The sequence below is a fragment of the Mesorhizobium sp. M0037 genome (assembly GCF_040323635.1).
In the GTDB taxonomy this organism is placed as follows: domain Bacteria; phylum Pseudomonadota; class Alphaproteobacteria; order Rhizobiales; family Rhizobiaceae; genus Mesorhizobium.
The window spans coordinates 216,229-231,977 of record NZ_JAMYVB010000010.1; the positions used below are offsets into that span (position 1 = coordinate 216,229).

The following is a 15,749-nucleotide window of genomic DNA, read 5'->3' on the forward strand; positions in this document are numbered from 1 at the left end:
GTCGCATTCAATGTTCGCTTCCCAAGCGGGCGTCGACCAGCCGAGCATACCGCAAGAACGGGCCCGGTCCGTCCTGCGCTGACAAGTGGCTCCACGCTGCAACTGCCAGTATTTCGCATGCTAGTGAGTACCCCGCGAAGATGTCAACCGGTAGGACCGGCAGTGTCTGTCGCGGCGCGCACGGGCTGCAAATCGAGGACGACGGTCTGCCACGCGGCACGCTATAGACATCCCTCGACGAACGGGCCGCTAACCCATAGCGAGCCGTTGCTGTACATGGCGGTCCCGTTGTCGTCGGTGTAGCCATGCGATTGCTCGTCGACACGCAGCCTGGTGTTTGGCACCAACTGACCGTTCACCTTGACGCTCTTGATGAAGAGATTGCGATCACCTGCCTTGCCGTCTCCGCCCCACAGGTCGTTGGTGTAGCGAAGCTCGATCGTCTTCGGGTTAGGCACGCTGCTGAGATCGATGTGGTACGGCTTGGCCAGGGTTGACGCCTGCATCAGCTCCGCCATGGCGGCTTCGGGCGTCGATGCGACGCTTTCCTTGCCCGGGACGTCGATCTCGGCTGTGGTCTTTCCGTCGACCACGACGTCGAACCGAGGCGCGCCCCGGAGATTAATGCCGGCAGCGTCGACCTCCAGACTGGTGATGGCGCAACGTCCTGTCTCTTTCGCCGCGGCAGCCACCAGGTCGGCCACGCGCGCTCTCTGCGATTGCACCCATCCAGCGATGGGCTGCAGCAGCGCGTTTCGATCGCCGGTATCAGTGAAGAGGTTGGTTCGCTCATCGGAATCGGCCTTGAGGTCGTATTCCTCCACCTTGCCGGTGGTCGCGTTGAAGATGACCTTTCGATCGTTCTCGCGATAGCCGAACAGGAATCCGGCCCAGGGATTGAAGAAGAAGGTCTTGTGTGGCCGTTGCTCGCTGAACAAGCTGCGCCCCTGCCACTGCTTGGGCAGCGCAAGTCCGAGTATGTCGAAGATCGTCGGGGCGATATCGACGATGCCACCGACTGGGTGAGCAACTTCATCATGAAAGAGATGCTTGTTGATCATGATGAGCGGGATGTGGATGTTTTCCTCGTAAATCGCGCTGGCATGAATGTAGTCGCCATGCTCCCCGAACGCTTCGCCGTGATCGCCCAATATGACCACCAGCGTCGAATCGAGCTTGCCAGACTGCTTGAGCGATTCAAGGATCTCGCCAAGGGCCGTATCGCCGACCTTCAGGGCGTTGAGATAGGCATTGAATTTCTGGTCGTCCGAGTAGTGGACCAGCGTGTTGCCATCGGAGGAAGGCGCCATCTTCGAAAACATCGGGCTGTCGGTGATGTAGGGATAATGGGTCATCGCCGTGAACATGATGCCGAAGAAAGGTTTTGCCTCGTCCTTGTTCATCCAGTCGATGATCGACTGCGCCGTGCAAAGGTCACTGTTGTAGTCCATGTTTTTCCACTGCTCGGAGCTGAGCTTGAAGGTCGGGGTGCCGCATTTCTGCCCCCGGTAGTCCTGGATCACATCCAGTCCCTTGTTGAGGAAAAACTCATCGACCCGTTGAAATCGGGAATCCGCGCTCCAGAAAAACCCTGTGCGGAAATTGTTCTTGGACAAGGTGTTGGAGATCGAGTCCAGCGGCAAATAGGGATACCTTGCGGTCATGCCATAATATGAAATGTCGTTGTACATCGAGGTGAGCAGAGAAAATATCGAGTAATGCGTGGACGGTGCGTGCGCATATATGTTGTCGAATCGTATCGAGTCCTTTCCATAACTCTTGATATTCGGCGTGACCGGATACTTGCCGCCAAACGTCTCGACGTATTTGGATGGCACCGACTCCATCATGAAAATCAGCACGTTCTTGATTGGGTTCGGCGTCGGCGCCTTGAAGGTCGATGTTTCCGGCGGTCGCTCGCCGACGCTGGCTACATCAGGGTCATTGGTGCTGGCATGCATCGTCAGCACGACCGGCGTTGGATTGAGCAGGGCCGATTTAACAAAATACAGGATCGGATTGTCGATCTCAGCCGCCGGCAGCGCTTCCGCACGTACGTGGTGTCCACTACCGGCGATGGCAGCGCCGACACACACAACGAGCACGCCCAGAAAGGCCCCGTAGCCAGCGGCGCTTAGCCGCTGGCACAAACTGGCCGCGGCATAGCCAAGAATGAGCACCAGGATGACGGACCCGGAAAGGGTAGCGAAGTCCTTGATGTTGAGCGCATCGCCCATCGCGTTCCTGGCATCGGCATTCTGCAGGAAGTCGCCATAGACCAGCCACTGGAACGTGAACGGTTCGCCCAGCATTTTGACGAGATTGACGTTGGCAAATCCCCAGCCCAGAGAGACCACGACAGCAACATAGAAGAGCAAGACGACGATTGCTGAGCCGAGACGGCTGGCCTTTGCCAGGAACAGCAGGATCAGGGTCACCACGGTCAGGGACGCAACGACAATCAGGTCATAGTAGCTCGATGCCAATCCCTTGGGCACGGCCCCCAAAAGGCCTGAAACCGTGGTTTGCGGATCAATGATTGCGCCGCGGTAGACACCCAAAAGCAGCCAGGACAACAGGCCCGTGCAGATGACCCGCAGGCTCCTGCGCCGGAAGCGCACATCCTTCACCGAAGCGGTCCCCGCCTTCGACTGCGTAAGGCCGCTCTCAGGTCGGCTCGCCGACCCCCTACTGCCGCCGATGCTCATACAAATTACCCGCCGCCAGTTTGCGCTTCGGCCCGAACAATGGCCGACAGCTTTCAAACCTCCACCCGCAAAATCGGCTTGCGCTAAAAAAGAGTCAATGAAATCGAGCTTGCGTTAACCAAGTCTCTTGAGAACTGGTTAACCCACGCGATCATCGGCGGCGTTGTGCCCAGGTGAGCTGTTCCATCAACTGGGCACCCCGCCATATGAATCGACGAACGGCGGGCGCCGTCGACCACCCGCCGTCGTGACTTTCAGTACTGCGCAGGCAATCAGCCGCCACGCAGACGCGTCGGGCTCAGGCTCGCGACGGTCATGGCCGGCTCTTGGGCAGGACACGTCGGCAGAAAGCGGCTCGCATCCGCGTATGTCATGGTCGCGATGGAGCTGTTTAGCCCCCCACGCTTGGCGATCCAGCCGCGAACCCACCCAGGGTAGTTTTTCATCATGAAATTCGCGGCCACCTGATTGCCGCGCGCAGAAACGCCATACGGCAGGTGAAAGCCGAACGACGCGCTCTGCGTAATGCACACCTTGCTCTTGGGCATCGACAGATAAAGCGTGCAGGCCGAGTCGCACGAACCGTTGAACCGCACAAAAGTGCCACTGCGACGCATTTTTAGCGCACGAATGGCATAGTCGATCACATAGCCGCCGCGATCGCCACTGATGGTCTTGACGTTGGCCGTGCCAAGGCTGATGCGCGGACGCAGCAATTCTCCTGCGGAGCTTGCCGAGACCAGTGCGCCGATCAAACCGAGCGCACCGAGAAACTTCATTGTCGTTTTCATTTGCGCCTCCTGCTATTCCGTCAATGACTAGCTGGGAGGCGTAAAAATTGAATATTCCGTGTCACTAAATTTGAATCAGTCGATCGATTATGCAGTCGTTTTAGAACCTGATTGACGATTTGGTTTACCAATGACGCACAAGCATGATCACTGAAAAGTAAACCTGTCGCAGGCATCATTGCAGATTGACTGTGCTGCGTAGCGCAATCGGCGGATTTGGATCAGAGGAAGTCGGATGGCCGTTGGTGGCAAGGAGCGGAGGAGATCAAAGGAAGGCAAGTCTCGCCGCGTCTGCGTCGTGACGAATGCAATCGACCATGGCGGCGAAGATGGCGCCATGGTCGAGTTGGCCAGGCTTTTTGCCGAAGAGGGGGACGACGTCACCCTGCTATGGGTTTCAGGCAGGGATGCTCCAACGGAGGAGGCCGCGCGCCACCGCGAGCTGGAGGCGGCATCGGTGCGGCTGGTGATTCTCGACAAGTCCGATCAGCTGCTTCCTTCGCTGACGACACCCGAGAGCCGGTCCGCCGCTGTGCTGCATTATCTCGAACGGACCGGCCACGATTTGGTCTACGCGCCCCTTGAGGGCGGGCTGCTTTACTACACGCTGCTGGCTGTCGAGACTGCGGCTTTTGCCGCGCCGCCGATCGTGGTCGTCGCTCACGCTCCGGAAGAATGGGAACATGAAGCCGACAAGGCGTTCTTCGACAGCACCGAGGTGATTGCCGTCGCCTTTATGGAGAAATACTGCGCCGAGATGGCGAACCGGACGATCTGTGTGTCCGCAGCCTTGCGACACTGGATGTTGTCGAAGGGTTGGAAGGTGAAGAAGGCGATCGTGACGCCGATGTTGCCGTTGCAGGATCGTCTCGCTCCAGCCGGTGCGCGATCGTCGACGGGGGGCGCCGGAGAACTTGCCGTCTTGGCCGGATGGCGCTTCCGCGATGGCCTGACGCTGCTTTGCGACGCGCTCGACATCATAGCGCCAATGGCGCCAAAAGGGCTGACGGTCACCGCATTCGGTCCATTTGGAAAGATCATGGGCGAGCACAGCGGTGGACTGCTGCTGAGACGCGCCGAGCGGTGGCCGTTCAAGGTCAACCTGTTGGCGCACGCAAGCCCCGCCGCAAAGCTCGACTACGTCGCGCGGGCCGGCGCGATTGCCGTCATCCCCGCCCGCGCCGCATCGACGGGCGGCACCGTTGCCGCATGTATCAAGGCGGGATTGCCTTTCGTTGCGACCAATGTCGACGCGAACGCCGAGCGCTGGAGTGCGCAGGCAAGGCAGCCGCGGCTGGTCGATCCAGACGCCGCCGCGTTGGCGCAGGCCATTTCGGCGGCGCTCGACGACCCGCCTCGCCCACTGCCTGTCGACAGCCTGAGCCAATGTCGGCAGTCCTGGCTCGATACGCGCAACTTGCCGACGCCAACTAGGCGCTGGCGCGTCGACAAAAATGCCGGGTCGTCACCCCTGGTCTCTATCGTCATGGCCCATCGCAACCGGCCGCTCTATCTTAAACAGGCAATCGCTGCGATCGAAGCGCAAACCTATGATCACCTGGAATTGGTTCTGGTCGACGACGGAAGCGACCTGGATGAAGTCAGGCGATTGCTGGATACGCTGGAACCGACCTTCCGTCAGCGCGGGTGGAAGATTCTGCGCCGACCGCACAAGCACCTCGGCGCGGCGCGAAATGCCGGCATCCGCGCTTCGCGTGGCGAGCTGATCCTGTTCGTCGACGACGACAACGCGCTGTTTGCGGAGGCCGTCGATCATTTCGTGCGTGCGATGGCTACATCGGGTGCCGACATCTGCACTGCGTTCCAACTGATCTTCTACGAGGATTTCGTGCCCGAAGATCGCGCCGACGGGCTGATCCAGTACCTGCCTCTGGGTGGTCCCGACGCGCTCGGCCTGATCCATAACGTCTACGGTGACGCGAATGCGATGATGCGCCGGTCTGTCTTCTCGCGGATCGGGTTCTTGATCGAAAAGCCGGGCTACGCCATGCACGACTGGGAATTTTTTGCCCGAGCCTCTCTCGTCGGTCTCAAGATCAGGACGATTCCAAAGCCGCTATACTGGTATCGCTCGAAACCGGATGGCATGTTTCGGACGTCGAACTGGTACGACAACCGGCTTCCCATCCTGGAGGCTTTCAGGTCGAGCCTGTCCGACGACGTCCGCCTGCTGCATCATTTGGCCATTGCCCAGAACACGCACCGGTCCGAAATTGAAAGTGCCCGCGAAAACCTGAAATATACCCCCGGCAATCGGAAATATATGGAGCTTTGCGACATCGAGCCGAACAGCGATGCGGCCATAGAGAAGCTTGCCAGCATTGCTGGGTCGATCGGCCGCCCAGATACGGCTGCCACTTTGCTTGGGCGCCCCGCCACAGACCACAATGCCGCCGACCGTCCTGATGTCGGCGGCGGTTCTATCATTCTCGACTACGGCATGCTGAGGAGTGCGCGGTTGCTTACACCGCGCGTCTCGGCTCTCCCGCTGCTGCTGGTCGCACCGGACGACGGCGGGGTGTTCTTGCGTCCGCATGCGGACGGCCCGGTCGCTGCATCGCTTGATCATCATTTTCCAGCCTTCTTCCGGAAGGTTGAAGCATCCGTCGAAATCGCTCATGCCGATGCGCCGGCGATGGATTTTGCTCTCGCCCTTGCTCGACCCGACCAGCCCATAGACTGGCAACGGGACATCGGCGCGCAAACGATCGCCTTTTCAGGCTGGATGAGCATCGAAGACAGATTTGTGCGTCATCACTTGGTGGCAACGCTTCGCACACGAAGGAAGATGCTGCTTTCAATCGTTCTCGCCGTTCGTTTCACCGCAACGTCCAACGGTTTTCCCACGAATGCGTTCTTCCGCAAGCTGACACTGTTCAGCGAATAAACGTCGATCCAACCAGGCAAGGGAGATCGGAGCGCAGCCAGGCCCGTTCATCGATCGTGCGCGTTAACCACGTTGGTGGAACCTTCCAAGAATGGTTGACAAAACGTTAACAGACGCTAATGTTTCAGTGGGTTGAGTAGGTGGGGTGCGTTATGCGTAGGATTCATTCTTTACTGTTGGGTGGACTTAGTCTGCTGGGGTTGAGCGTCGCTTTTTCTGACGCGGCGCAGGCGAAGACCGAAGTTGGCGTCAAGGAAGCCGAGCTTGCCTGCGAGCAGGCCCTTAAAACCGGCACCATCGAGGCACTTGAGGATTATCTGCACCGGTACCCGAACGCTCCGACAGCCTGCAAGGCGCTTGCTCTCAACAGTTTGGGCCAGTTTGCGGGCGGTGAAGAGGGCAAAGGCCACGGTGAAGGCGGCGGCCGCTACGGCGGATAAGCATCAGCCGGATTTTCCCTCAGTAGTTCGAGCACATCAGGTGGCGTAGTCGCTGCGGTGGTGTTGCATGGCCAGGGTCGAAACGAAACCGGCGAAGGGCTCCGAGGTCTTCATCCAGCCGAGTTCGACGAGTTGCGCGCCGTCACCCCGATAGCAGACGGAGCTTTGGTTCCGAAGCGCGAGTTTCGGATTGCGCTCCAAGGCCTCCATGTAGGCAGCGCGCTCCTCAAGCGTCTTTTCCTTGAGCTGCGCATTTTCACTCAGAGACGACGCTGATTTCTGGCGGAATCCCCAGACGAATTTGAAGTGCAGCAATGCGACGCGCAGTTCGCTGAATCGGACCTTGCTGATCGTGTGCTGTGCGACGTGATAACGCGTGCCGCGCCCCCATTTCACGATCGGCACCTTTGTCAGGCACGGGGGAAAAGTTTGCTTGAACCGGCCGTGCCAGAAGACCCGTTCCCTCACGCCACCGAACATCTGCTCGGGTGGGTACATACCGTCGCGCGGGCGCAGCCATCCCGGCTCCGGGTCGAAGTAGGGTGAAGCTTCAACAAGCGGGATCTTGCCATCATAGCTGTATTCGGCCAACGGGCCATCGGCGTACATGTCGATCATGGAGCCTATGACAGCGTCGACGCCGGTCGAATCGAGGTAGCTGCAAAGCTGCTGGAGATTTGCCCGCTCAAAATCGGGATAGACGAGAAGTTCGTCGGCGTCGATCGAAAGGCACCAATGGCCGGTGCCGAACACATTCATGAGCGTGTTGATCCATCGCGGCGGATCGATGTTTTCAGCGAAATGCGATCCTTCCGTGTGGAAGCAGTGGCTGTCCGGCTGCTCCAGGATCAATTCGCGGGTCCCATCCGTGGAGCCATTGTCCAGGAAGAAGAACCGATCGACGCCCAGGCCGCGGTAGTGGTCGAGAAGTTGCCGCAGCAATTGGGCTTCGTTGCGCAGTCCGACAAAGCACAAGATCTCGCCATCGGTCACGTCAATGGGCCGGTCGTCCAGTCGCGCGAGATGTTTTGGGGATCGAAGTTCAACCATCCGAGGTCATCAACCAGTTTACGCGAAAGGCAGGTACGCTGCTGAGAGTCCCGCGAAACGATTATCAAAGTGTTATCCAACTGTTGGCAAGACTGTTTCGAACGAAGCGGGCTGACAAGGGGGGGGCATTGAGCATTGGTTCCAAGGCAGGCGCCATGCCCACGGGTAAGCGACAGGCAAGCCAGAAGCCTCGCAATGTGTGTGTCGTTTCGGAGGTTGAGTTCGGCTCGACGGCGACTGGCGATCACGGGTCGGTAACCTACGCGCTGGCGCAGCATCTGGCCGGAACCGGCGATACCGTGACGCTGCTTTGGGCGCCGAGCCCGCTCGGCAGCCAGCCCGATGATCAGGAAATAGCCAGGCTGGGCAAATGGTGCTTCGATAATTTCCTGGTGCGGCTCGAATTGTTGCCGCCCTCGCCCGAGTTGCTGCGCGGCACGGAGTCCTGCGACAAGAACTCATTGGCCGTCTACCACTACCTCAAGCAGAATGCATTCGACGTCGTCTATTTTGCGCTTGAAGGCGGACTGGCGCATTTCTCCACCCTTGCGAAGCGCACAGGCGTCTTTCCCGATCCTCCTGCGATCGTCGTGCTCGCACATGAGCCGCTTGTGTGGAAGCTGGAAGCCAATTCACGGGCGGTCGAACGCAAGGAGCAGATGACCGTCGCGCACATGGAAAAGACGTCGGCCGAGACGTGCGACCATCTTGTCATCGCTGGTCAGTCGCTGCTCGACTGGATGGCGAAGGCGGGATGGAAGCTGCCCACCAGCCATCACATTGCTGCGCCCCTCGAGCCGGAGGAGTGGCGTTCGAACTTCGCTGTCGATCACTACAGGCCGCGGGATCGGCCAACCGCCGAAGTGATTCATTTTTCAGGCACAGAGGCGCGCGATGGGCTGACGCTGTTCTGCGATGCGCTCGATCGTCTGGCCGACAGCGGCGTGACCGATCTGACAGTGACGGTAGTCGGCGCGTTTGGTCATGTCCTGGGCGAGCATTCGGGTGGCATGATCGTTCGGCGTGCGCGGCAATGGCCGTTCAAATTGAAGCTCCTGCCCATTCGAGATGAGCCTGACATCTATAGATACCTGCGGCAGAGTCATGCTCTGGTGGCGATGACGCACTCAGCGGCTCAGCTGCCGCTGGAAGTGATGACGTGCCTTCACGAAGAAATCCCGTTCATTGCGACAGATGTCGGCAGCATTCGTGACGTGCTCCATCCGAAGTCGGCCGATGCCGTCCTGATGGATGCGTCGGCCTCCGCCATCGCGGCCAAAATTGCGTCTGTGCTGGAAAGCCGATCGTTTCGTCCGGCAAAGCCCCTGCAAAAGCGGGAAGCGCTGGAGAAAGCCTGGAGCGGGCTGCACGCGAAATTCTCCCGCGAACCCGGCAAGGTCTCCAGTCGCAGGCGGAGCCAACGGCCGCTCGTTTCGATCATCACTGCGCACTACAACCGGGTGCACCTGTTGCCGCAGGCGATTGCCTCGGTTCGACGCCAGGACTACCCCAACATCGAATTGATTGTCGTCGATGACGGCAGCACCGATCCCGATGTGATCAACCTGTTGGCGGAACTCGAACCGGAGTTCGAGCAGCGAGGCTGGCGGATCATCCAGCAGAAGAACGGCTTTCTCGGCAAGGCGCGCAACACGGGCATCCGCGCCGCCAGGGGTTCGCTGATCCTGTTCCTGGACGACGACAACGTGCTGTTCCCGAATGCCGTCAGTACGTTCGTCGCCGGCATGCAAAATTCCGGCGCCGATATCTGTACAACCTTCGCCAAGTGGCTCAACGAGCCCTTCGTGCCGCCGGACACCAGGAGCGGCTATGTGCTTTACTTCCCGGTCGGCGGGCCGACGGACATCGCCATGCTCAACAATCCGTATGGCGATGCCAATGCGATGTTCCGGCGTGAGGTGTTCGACAAGATAGGTTACCTCAACGAAGAGCGGGGGTTTTCCGCAAGCGATTGGGAGTTTTTCCTTCGCGCGGATTTGGCGGGCCTGGAGATCGTCCCCGTCCCGGAGCCGCTCTATTGGTACCGGTCGGCACCGACGGGCATGAATCGAAATGCCGAGTGGCTGAGGAATCGCAAGCCGATCATCGCTGTCTTTCGAAAGCATCGATTCGCGAAAACAGAAATGTTCGTGCAACTCGCCATCAGCTCGAACACCGATAATCATGAGAAGGAGCTCAACCTCTGGAATCTGGAGCTGCGGGTTAACGACGAGCGGTATCTCAGGTTGAGTACAGGTCCCGCCAATACCGCGGACGCCATGCAGTTGCTGGCCGAGATCGCGGCACGCGAAGGCAGGGCGGATACCGCAATTTCGCTTCTCGCCCGTGCAGGACGAAGCGACTTTGCTGTGGGTGTGGTTGAAATACTCAACGCGGCGACCGGAGAGACGGTGCCCGAGTTGAATTCCTCGCTGTACCGCGAGCAGTATCTTTCCGCCGAGCCCATGCGCCTAGCTCATGTCGGTTCGTATCCGGATGCCGATCCGGACCTGCTGAGCTATGTCGAACTGTCTCCAGACCAGTTGTTCCTCGAAGCCAGGGGCAGCAATGTCACCATGGCTTTGCTGAAGGGAGTCTGCCCGCCGGGCACCGTAGGCGCGACGTGTTGGGTTTACCTCGACGAGGAACTGACGGGCTCTGCGCAGTTTCAGCTCGCGATCGTAGACGCAGAAAACCAGACCTTCAGCAATTTCGCCCGGCTGCTTGAGGGTGGCAGCGGGAGCGGTTGGGCTGATGTCAGCCGACGGCACGAAGCGCGTGAGATAGGGGCGATGGTCAGTTCGCCGGCTACCGGCCGACGCGATTTGTTGTTGGCAGTCAAATGCGGCGGCAGCCGCCCGGAGGCGCGCGTCCTCGGCGGCTTTTCAAGCGTCCATATCCGCCATGTCGTTTCGAACGATGCCAGGCGCCCGCGCCTCAACGCACCCCAACAGCGCCAACGCACCCGCCGAATGACCAATGATGACCTGAAGCGTGCCGCGCTTGTGACGGATTATCCCTCCGAGCTGCCGACGCTGCTCATCGCCGGCGACAATGGCGGTATATTCCTGCGGCCGAATACGCACGGTCCGGTTGTTGCCGCCCTCAATTCGGCCTTCCCGGCCTTTGCCAGAAGTGTCATCGCGACAGTGGAGATCGCCCACGATGAAGCATCCCCATTCGAGTTCGCCATGGCGCTCGGCAGGCAGGAAGAAAAACTCGTGTGGAAACACGATGCACCTGTCGGCGCGCTGTCATTCTCGGGATGGACGCGCGTCTCGAGACCGTTCGAACTGCATGACCTGAAAGTTTCGGCCCGGGAGGTCGATCGCAAGTGGCTGACGATCTATCTGGCAATCCGGCTGCCATTCGGCTCGAAGCCGATGCCGTCCAATGCTTTCTGGCGCAAGCTGTTGCTGGTGTGGGACTGAGGGGCGCGGGTTGTCGGGACGCGTCGCGCCTTGTCGACTTTTAAGTGCGGTAGTAGATTAAGTCCGCGTGGAGGCGCCAAGACAATGAAGAAATCACTGGGCCTTGTTCTGGCATTTATTGTCATTACCGTATGCGCAATGTCTTTCGGCGCGGCCGCCCAGGAACGCGACGTGGGGTCTAAATGCACGCAGTGGAATGCACATCGCGTCCTCTTCAAAAAAGGTGAAGGCAAGATATCCGAGGAATCCGCGAAGGCCCTGGCGGCTTTCGTCAAGGATGCTGGGCATGATTGCGGCTACCGGCTCTACGCAACGGCGAGCAAGGAAGGCAACTACAACAAAGCCTACGACATCGCTGGTCTCAGGCTCGATGCAACCGGCGATTTTCTCAAGGCGCAAGGCGTCAAGCCCGAAATGGTGCTGGTGCTTTCGCATTGGGTTGACGACGGCGCCGCCGACACCAATACGGCGCGGAGCGCGATACTGTACACGCTGCCAAAGCAAGGCATATCTTGCCGACAATATGAGAAGCGCAGCCCTGTGCAGGTCGACCTGTTTTTCTATAGCCAGTCCTATGTGATTTCACCGCGGGTCAAGGCCGACCTCGAGAAGTTCGCCGCCAGCATCCGAGACTCACGTTGCAATGTCGAACTGACGGCTCTCGCGGCCATGGAATTCACCGGCGCCGACGCTGCAAAGACAAACAAGGAACTGGCCAAGCAGCGCCTGAAGGCGGTCGAGGATATCTTGACCGGAGCCGGGATCGACAGCGATCGTCTGGTAGACACGAAAGTCGAGTACGTTGGCGACCAGAAGCCGAACGGCGTTCGCAGTCGTCTGGCGACCGCGTCCCTGATGTAACAGCTTGCCAGATTGGCTGACCCGCGACGGACCCGCAACGATGTGGGGCTACGGCGCACCACAGCTGACGCTGGACGGCTGGAAGGCACACCTCGACCAGTTACTCGCGATCGGCACGGGCAAGGTCTATGGCGGGCGTGGGGATTCCCTGCCGGTGGCCGAGGCGGCCCAGCAGATCGCCTATGTCGACAAGCCGACGAGATCGTCACCGCCTTATCAACCCCGGCGTCAATGACGCCCCGGGGGTCTGGTGGGCTTTTCTGCTGGGTCAGGTGTTGAATGTGGGCCGATCATACGTCCGCGATCAATCCGCCGCAGCTCGGCGGCCTTGACCACCCGTTGCAGCCCGCCGACGTCACGAAATGACGGGCGGGCACCAGGAAGTCCCACGGGTTGCCTCTTCACGCCGGCACGCCTGTGCCACCGTCGCTGCCTAAGAGGCGGCGACGGTGGCCGCTTGCAGCAGAACCCGCGCGCCGGTAACCGCGTGGGCAGGCTCCACATATTCCGCCTCGTTGCAGAACCCGCGCGCCGGTAACCGCGTAGGCAGGCTCCACATATTCCGCCTCGTTGTGGCTCAGCCCGTCACGGCACGGCACAAAGATCATCACGGCAGGCGCCACCCGGGCGAGGAACAGCGCGTCATGGAATGCACCCGAGATCATCTGTTTGTGCGGCAGCTTTAGGCTATTGGCGGCCTCCTCGACGGTTTTGACCATATCGGGAGAGAATGCCGCCCCCGGCATGTCGAACGATCGACTGATCGTTACCGTGCAATGCTGAGCTTCTGCCTCCGCCGCGCACACCTGGCGCAGTTCTGCTTCGATGGCATCGAGCCGCTCTACCCGCGGATGCCTGATATCGACGGCGAAGACCACAGACTGCGGTATGGTGTTGATCGATCCCGGCTGGGCGGTCACCCGGCCCACCGTCAGCCTTGCCCTGCTGTCGAACGGCATGATCGTCGTCTGGAGCCTGTGAATCGCGGCAACGGCCGCGACCATCGGATCCCTACGGTAGGCGAGGCCGGTTGTACCGGCGTGACCGGCGGCGCCCTCAATGCAGACCTCCAGCCAGCGCGTACCTTGCACGGCTGTGACGATACCGATCGGCAACCGCTCCTTTTCCAGCGATGGTCCCTGTTCGATATGCAGCTCGATGTAGCCGGATATCGGCATGCCGAGGGGGCGAAGGGTTGCCTCTGGCAAGGCGGAGATCGTTGCCCCGAGCTCCTCTGCGAGGGACGCACCGTCGCTGCCGACTATGGACCGCCATGTGGAAATGTCGGCTCCGGTGAAGGCCATGGAGCCCATGACACCCGGCTTAAACCGGCTGCCCTCTTCATTGGCCCAGGCGACGACCTCGATCGGCATCCGAGTCTCGGCCCTCGCGTCCTCCAGCGCTTCGAGCGCCTCGAAGGCGGAAAGCGTGCCGAGCGCTCCATCGAAGCGCCCGCCGGTCGGCTGCGGGCGACAAGCGCCTTTTCTCCCCGCGTACCGCTTGATCTCGCCAGCGCTTAGCCTGGTCAGCCCCTATGTTCATCTTGATCATCGGTTCGGTTGCCTTATCCACCACAGCAGGGAATCGCCGCGACATGCGCCAGCGCAGGGGAAGGGTTTGCCTGCCCGTTCCGGCTGAGTCGGCGCACCGTCTTAAGCTGAACTTCGGAAAAATTCGTCACAGCGACAGTTGACGACAAGCTGATCTGGCCCTGTCTCATTCTCGTGGCCTCGCGCTTGTCGCCAATTACATCTACGACAACATTATCCGGTCCCTGCTGCGGCATCGGCCTTCATCTCGCCGCACACAAGAGGGCGTGACACAGTCGTAGGTGAATTCAATCGAGGGAACTGGCTGACTTGGCGCCCTACTCCGCCGGGGTCTTCTCGAGCACCGGCGCAGTTTTCCGGCCAAAGCGCTGGACGACGAAGCGGCCCGCCTTCTGGCCGGGGACCTCGATCAGAGTGTAGGTGATCCAGGACAGCAACGTCACCGTCGGCAGCACAACGGCAACGACGATGGCGAAGCGCAGCGGCGCCGACAGTTGGTGGTCGAACTCACTGATGACGAACGCCGCGACGGGCTGCAGCACCAGCAGATGGATCAGGTAGATGCTGAAGGAAAGCTCGCCCATCAGGTGGAAGAACCGGTTGCTGAGCGTCACGGCGATCGCTCGCGCCAGCGTTCCCGCCCTTCCAGGCAGCATGCGGTAGAGAACCAGGGCAAAGAAGCCCGCCACCAGCGCTTCACGCACCAGAAGCTTGCCCAGCCCCTGATCGCCGCCAAAGGGCAGCGCCGCCAGCAGCAGCGCCAGTGCCAAGTACAGGATAGATCGCGGCTGGCTCTGATGCACGACTCCGGCCAGCAGCATCCCGCACAGGAATATCTGTATCTTGAGCGGCAGAAAGGACGGCATCGGAAAATGGATCGACAACAGCCGCATCGCAAACACGATGACGCAGCCGGCCGCCGCGACCACAAGGGCGCTCCTCATCCAGTCCAGCCTGCGCACCAGCAGCATGCCGGCCGGGAACACGGCATAGAACTGCATTTCCAGCCCCAGGCTCCAGTCAGGCAGCGGCGTGCGATAGGCGAGGTTCGGCACCAGCCCAAACAGGAACGTGAGATGGGCGACGATGTTTTTCAGGCTGCCGTCGAGGTAGCGTTCCGGCGCCTGGTGCGATCTGGAGAGGAAATCGTCGATGATGATCCTGCAATCGTAGAGATAGGGCCAAGCGCCAGCGCCAGGAAAAGCATGACATAGAACACCGGCGCGATCCTGAAATAGCGGCGCGTCCAGAATTTCAGCCAGGTTTCCGGTCTTTGCCAAGGCTCCTTTTCCTGGCGCAGCTGATAGTGGAACACCATCAGGAAGCCGGACAGCATGATGAACAGGTCGACGCCGAGATCCGGCTCGCCGACGATCGGAATTTGCCAGCCGGTCAAAAGCATGCAGTGCCCGACCAGCACCCAGATCGCCGCAAGCGCGCGAAGCCCGTCCAGGCATTCGATGCGCGACGACTTGATGATGCTGGTTTCGTAGTAGCCATGTTGCCCTGCAGCATGGCGCCTGAGGAGCGATTGTCAAGCCGCTGAGAGATGACGAATTGCGGTTACGATGGCGGATGCCGAATTGTGCCGATCTCCTCGCCAGACAATAGGCTGAACGGACAGGCAGCTTTCAGGAAACCGTCAGCGCGGCCTACGACCGAAATGAGGCGCATTGCTGACCGGCAGCCTTGGGGCCGGGACCAGTAAGTCCGCTTGTGGCCAGTTAAGAACGACAGAGGCCGATCTCGACCCACATCAGCCATGCGGCAACATCCGGTTTCGCACAAGGCTAAGCCATGAGGGCAATGTCTTCAAAACGACGTGGTGCATTATCGCTGTCCAGTAGGCCAAGCATGCTCGCATTCGAAACGCCAGTCGAATACGCTCAGCGAAGCTTTGAGCTAGGGAGGCAGGACAACCGCACATGGAGCGAAGGCTTACCGCGATCCTTGCTGCCGACGTGGTCGGCTACAGCACGCTCATGGGCGAGGATGAGGTCGGCACGCTCG

At 60.1% G+C, this 15,749-nt stretch carries 11 protein-coding genes and 1 pseudogene; 6 read left to right on the forward strand and 6 right to left on the reverse strand.

The window, feature by feature from the left end; translation table 11 throughout:
- Nucleotides 1-221 precede the first annotated feature (221 nt).
- Nucleotides 222-2,708, reverse strand: coding sequence for a sulfatase-like hydrolase/transferase (locus NKJ78_RS17450; RefSeq protein WP_352458973.1), 2,487 nt, complete (start codon nt 2,706-2,708; stop codon nt 222-224).
- A 272-nt stretch (nt 2,709-2,980) separates the two neighbouring features.
- Nucleotides 2,981-3,499 (reverse strand): hypothetical protein, encoded by a 519-nt coding sequence (locus NKJ78_RS17455; protein ID WP_352562514.1) that lies wholly within the window; start codon nt 3,497-3,499, stop codon nt 2,981-2,983.
- A 337-nt stretch (nt 3,500-3,836) separates the two neighbouring features.
- On the opposite strand from NKJ78_RS17455, the gene NKJ78_RS17460 reads away from it, so the two are divergent.
- A complete protein-coding gene (locus NKJ78_RS17460; protein ID WP_352458971.1) occupies nt 3,837-6,407 on the forward strand; it encodes a DUF6212 domain-containing protein in 2,571 nt (856 codons plus the stop codon).
- A 152-nt stretch (nt 6,408-6,559) separates the two neighbouring features.
- Entirely contained in the window at nt 6,560-6,847 is a 288-nt protein-coding gene (locus NKJ78_RS17465; RefSeq protein WP_023707299.1) for a hypothetical protein, read from the forward strand.
- 36 nt (nt 6,848-6,883) lie between these two features.
- On the opposite strand, the gene NKJ78_RS17470 is transcribed toward NKJ78_RS17465, so the two are convergent.
- On the reverse strand, nt 6,884-7,897 hold the full coding sequence (locus NKJ78_RS17470) for a glycosyltransferase family 2 protein (protein WP_352458970.1): 1,014 nt from the start codon (nt 7,895-7,897) through the stop codon (nt 6,884-6,886).
- Nucleotides 7,898-8,025: 128 nt separating this feature from the next.
- Between NKJ78_RS17470 and NKJ78_RS17475 the strand changes: the two genes are divergently transcribed.
- From NKJ78_RS17475 to NKJ78_RS17485, 3 genes are all read left to right on the forward strand, one after another.
- Entirely contained in the window at nt 8,026-11,328 is a 3,303-nt protein-coding gene (locus NKJ78_RS17475) for a DUF6212 domain-containing protein (protein ID WP_352458969.1), read from the forward strand.
- Between the two features lie 84 nt (nt 11,329-11,412).
- Entirely contained in the window at nt 11,413-12,189 is a 777-nt protein-coding gene (locus NKJ78_RS17480) for an OmpA family protein (protein WP_352458968.1), read from the forward strand.
- Between the two features lie 40 nt (nt 12,190-12,229).
- A complete protein-coding gene (locus NKJ78_RS17485) occupies nt 12,230-12,424 on the forward strand; it encodes a hypothetical protein (RefSeq protein WP_352458967.1) in 195 nt (64 codons plus the stop codon).
- A gap of 259 nt (nt 12,425-12,683) precedes the next feature.
- Here the strand turns inward: NKJ78_RS17485 and NKJ78_RS17490 are convergent.
- The 3 genes and pseudogenes from NKJ78_RS17490 to NKJ78_RS17500 form a co-directional block, all read right to left on the reverse strand.
- Nucleotides 12,684-13,655: pseudogene (locus NKJ78_RS17490) on the reverse strand (hydantoinase/carbamoylase family amidase); the annotation flags it as partial.
- Between the two features lie 401 nt (nt 13,656-14,056).
- A complete protein-coding gene (locus NKJ78_RS17495) occupies nt 14,057-14,740 on the reverse strand; it encodes an acyltransferase family protein (RefSeq protein WP_352562517.1) in 684 nt (227 codons plus the stop codon).
- A 92-nt stretch (nt 14,741-14,832) separates the two neighbouring features.
- Complete coding sequence (locus NKJ78_RS17500; protein ID WP_352458966.1) at nt 14,833-15,141, reverse strand: acyltransferase family protein; 309 nt, start codon at nt 15,139-15,141, stop codon at nt 14,833-14,835.
- On the opposite strand from NKJ78_RS17500, the gene NKJ78_RS17505 reads away from it, so the two are divergent.
- Nucleotides 15,046-15,285 carry a hypothetical protein gene (locus tag NKJ78_RS17505; protein ID WP_352459161.1) on the forward strand — a complete coding sequence of 80 codons (240 nt, stop codon included), beginning with the start codon at nt 15,046-15,048 and terminating at the stop codon, nt 15,283-15,285. The genes NKJ78_RS17500 and NKJ78_RS17505 overlap by 96 nt on opposite strands.
- The last annotated feature ends 464 nt before the right edge of the window (nt 15,286-15,749 follow it).

Excerpts from the sequence above, each read along its gene's own strand:
- NKJ78_RS17450 (WP_352458973.1), bottom strand. The coding sequence starts at position 2,708 with ATGAGCATCGGCGGCAGTAGGGGGTCGGCGAGCCGACCTGAGAGCGGC.
- NKJ78_RS17455 (WP_352562514.1), bottom strand. The coding sequence starts at position 3,499 with ATGAAAACGACAATGAAGTTTCTCGGTGCGCTCGGTTTGATCGGCGCA.
- NKJ78_RS17460 (WP_352458971.1), top strand. The coding sequence starts at position 3,837 with ATGGTCGAGTTGGCCAGGCTTTTTGCCGAAGAGGGGGACGACGTCACC.
- NKJ78_RS17465 (WP_023707299.1), top strand. The coding sequence starts at position 6,560 with ATGCGTAGGATTCATTCTTTACTGTTGGGTGGACTTAGTCTGCTGGGG.
- NKJ78_RS17470 (WP_352458970.1), bottom strand. The coding sequence starts at position 7,897 with ATGGTTGAACTTCGATCCCCAAAACATCTCGCGCGACTGGACGACCGG.
- NKJ78_RS17480 (WP_352458968.1), top strand. The coding sequence starts at position 11,413 with ATGAAGAAATCACTGGGCCTTGTTCTGGCATTTATTGTCATTACCGTA.
- NKJ78_RS17485 (WP_352458967.1), top strand. The coding sequence starts at position 12,230 with ATGTGGGGCTACGGCGCACCACAGCTGACGCTGGACGGCTGGAAGGCA.
- NKJ78_RS17495 (WP_352562517.1), bottom strand. The coding sequence starts at position 14,740 with ATGCAGTTCTATGCCGTGTTCCCGGCCGGCATGCTGCTGGTGCGCAGG.
- NKJ78_RS17500 (WP_352458966.1), bottom strand. The coding sequence starts at position 15,141 with ATGCTTTTGACCGGCTGGCAAATTCCGATCGTCGGCGAGCCGGATCTC.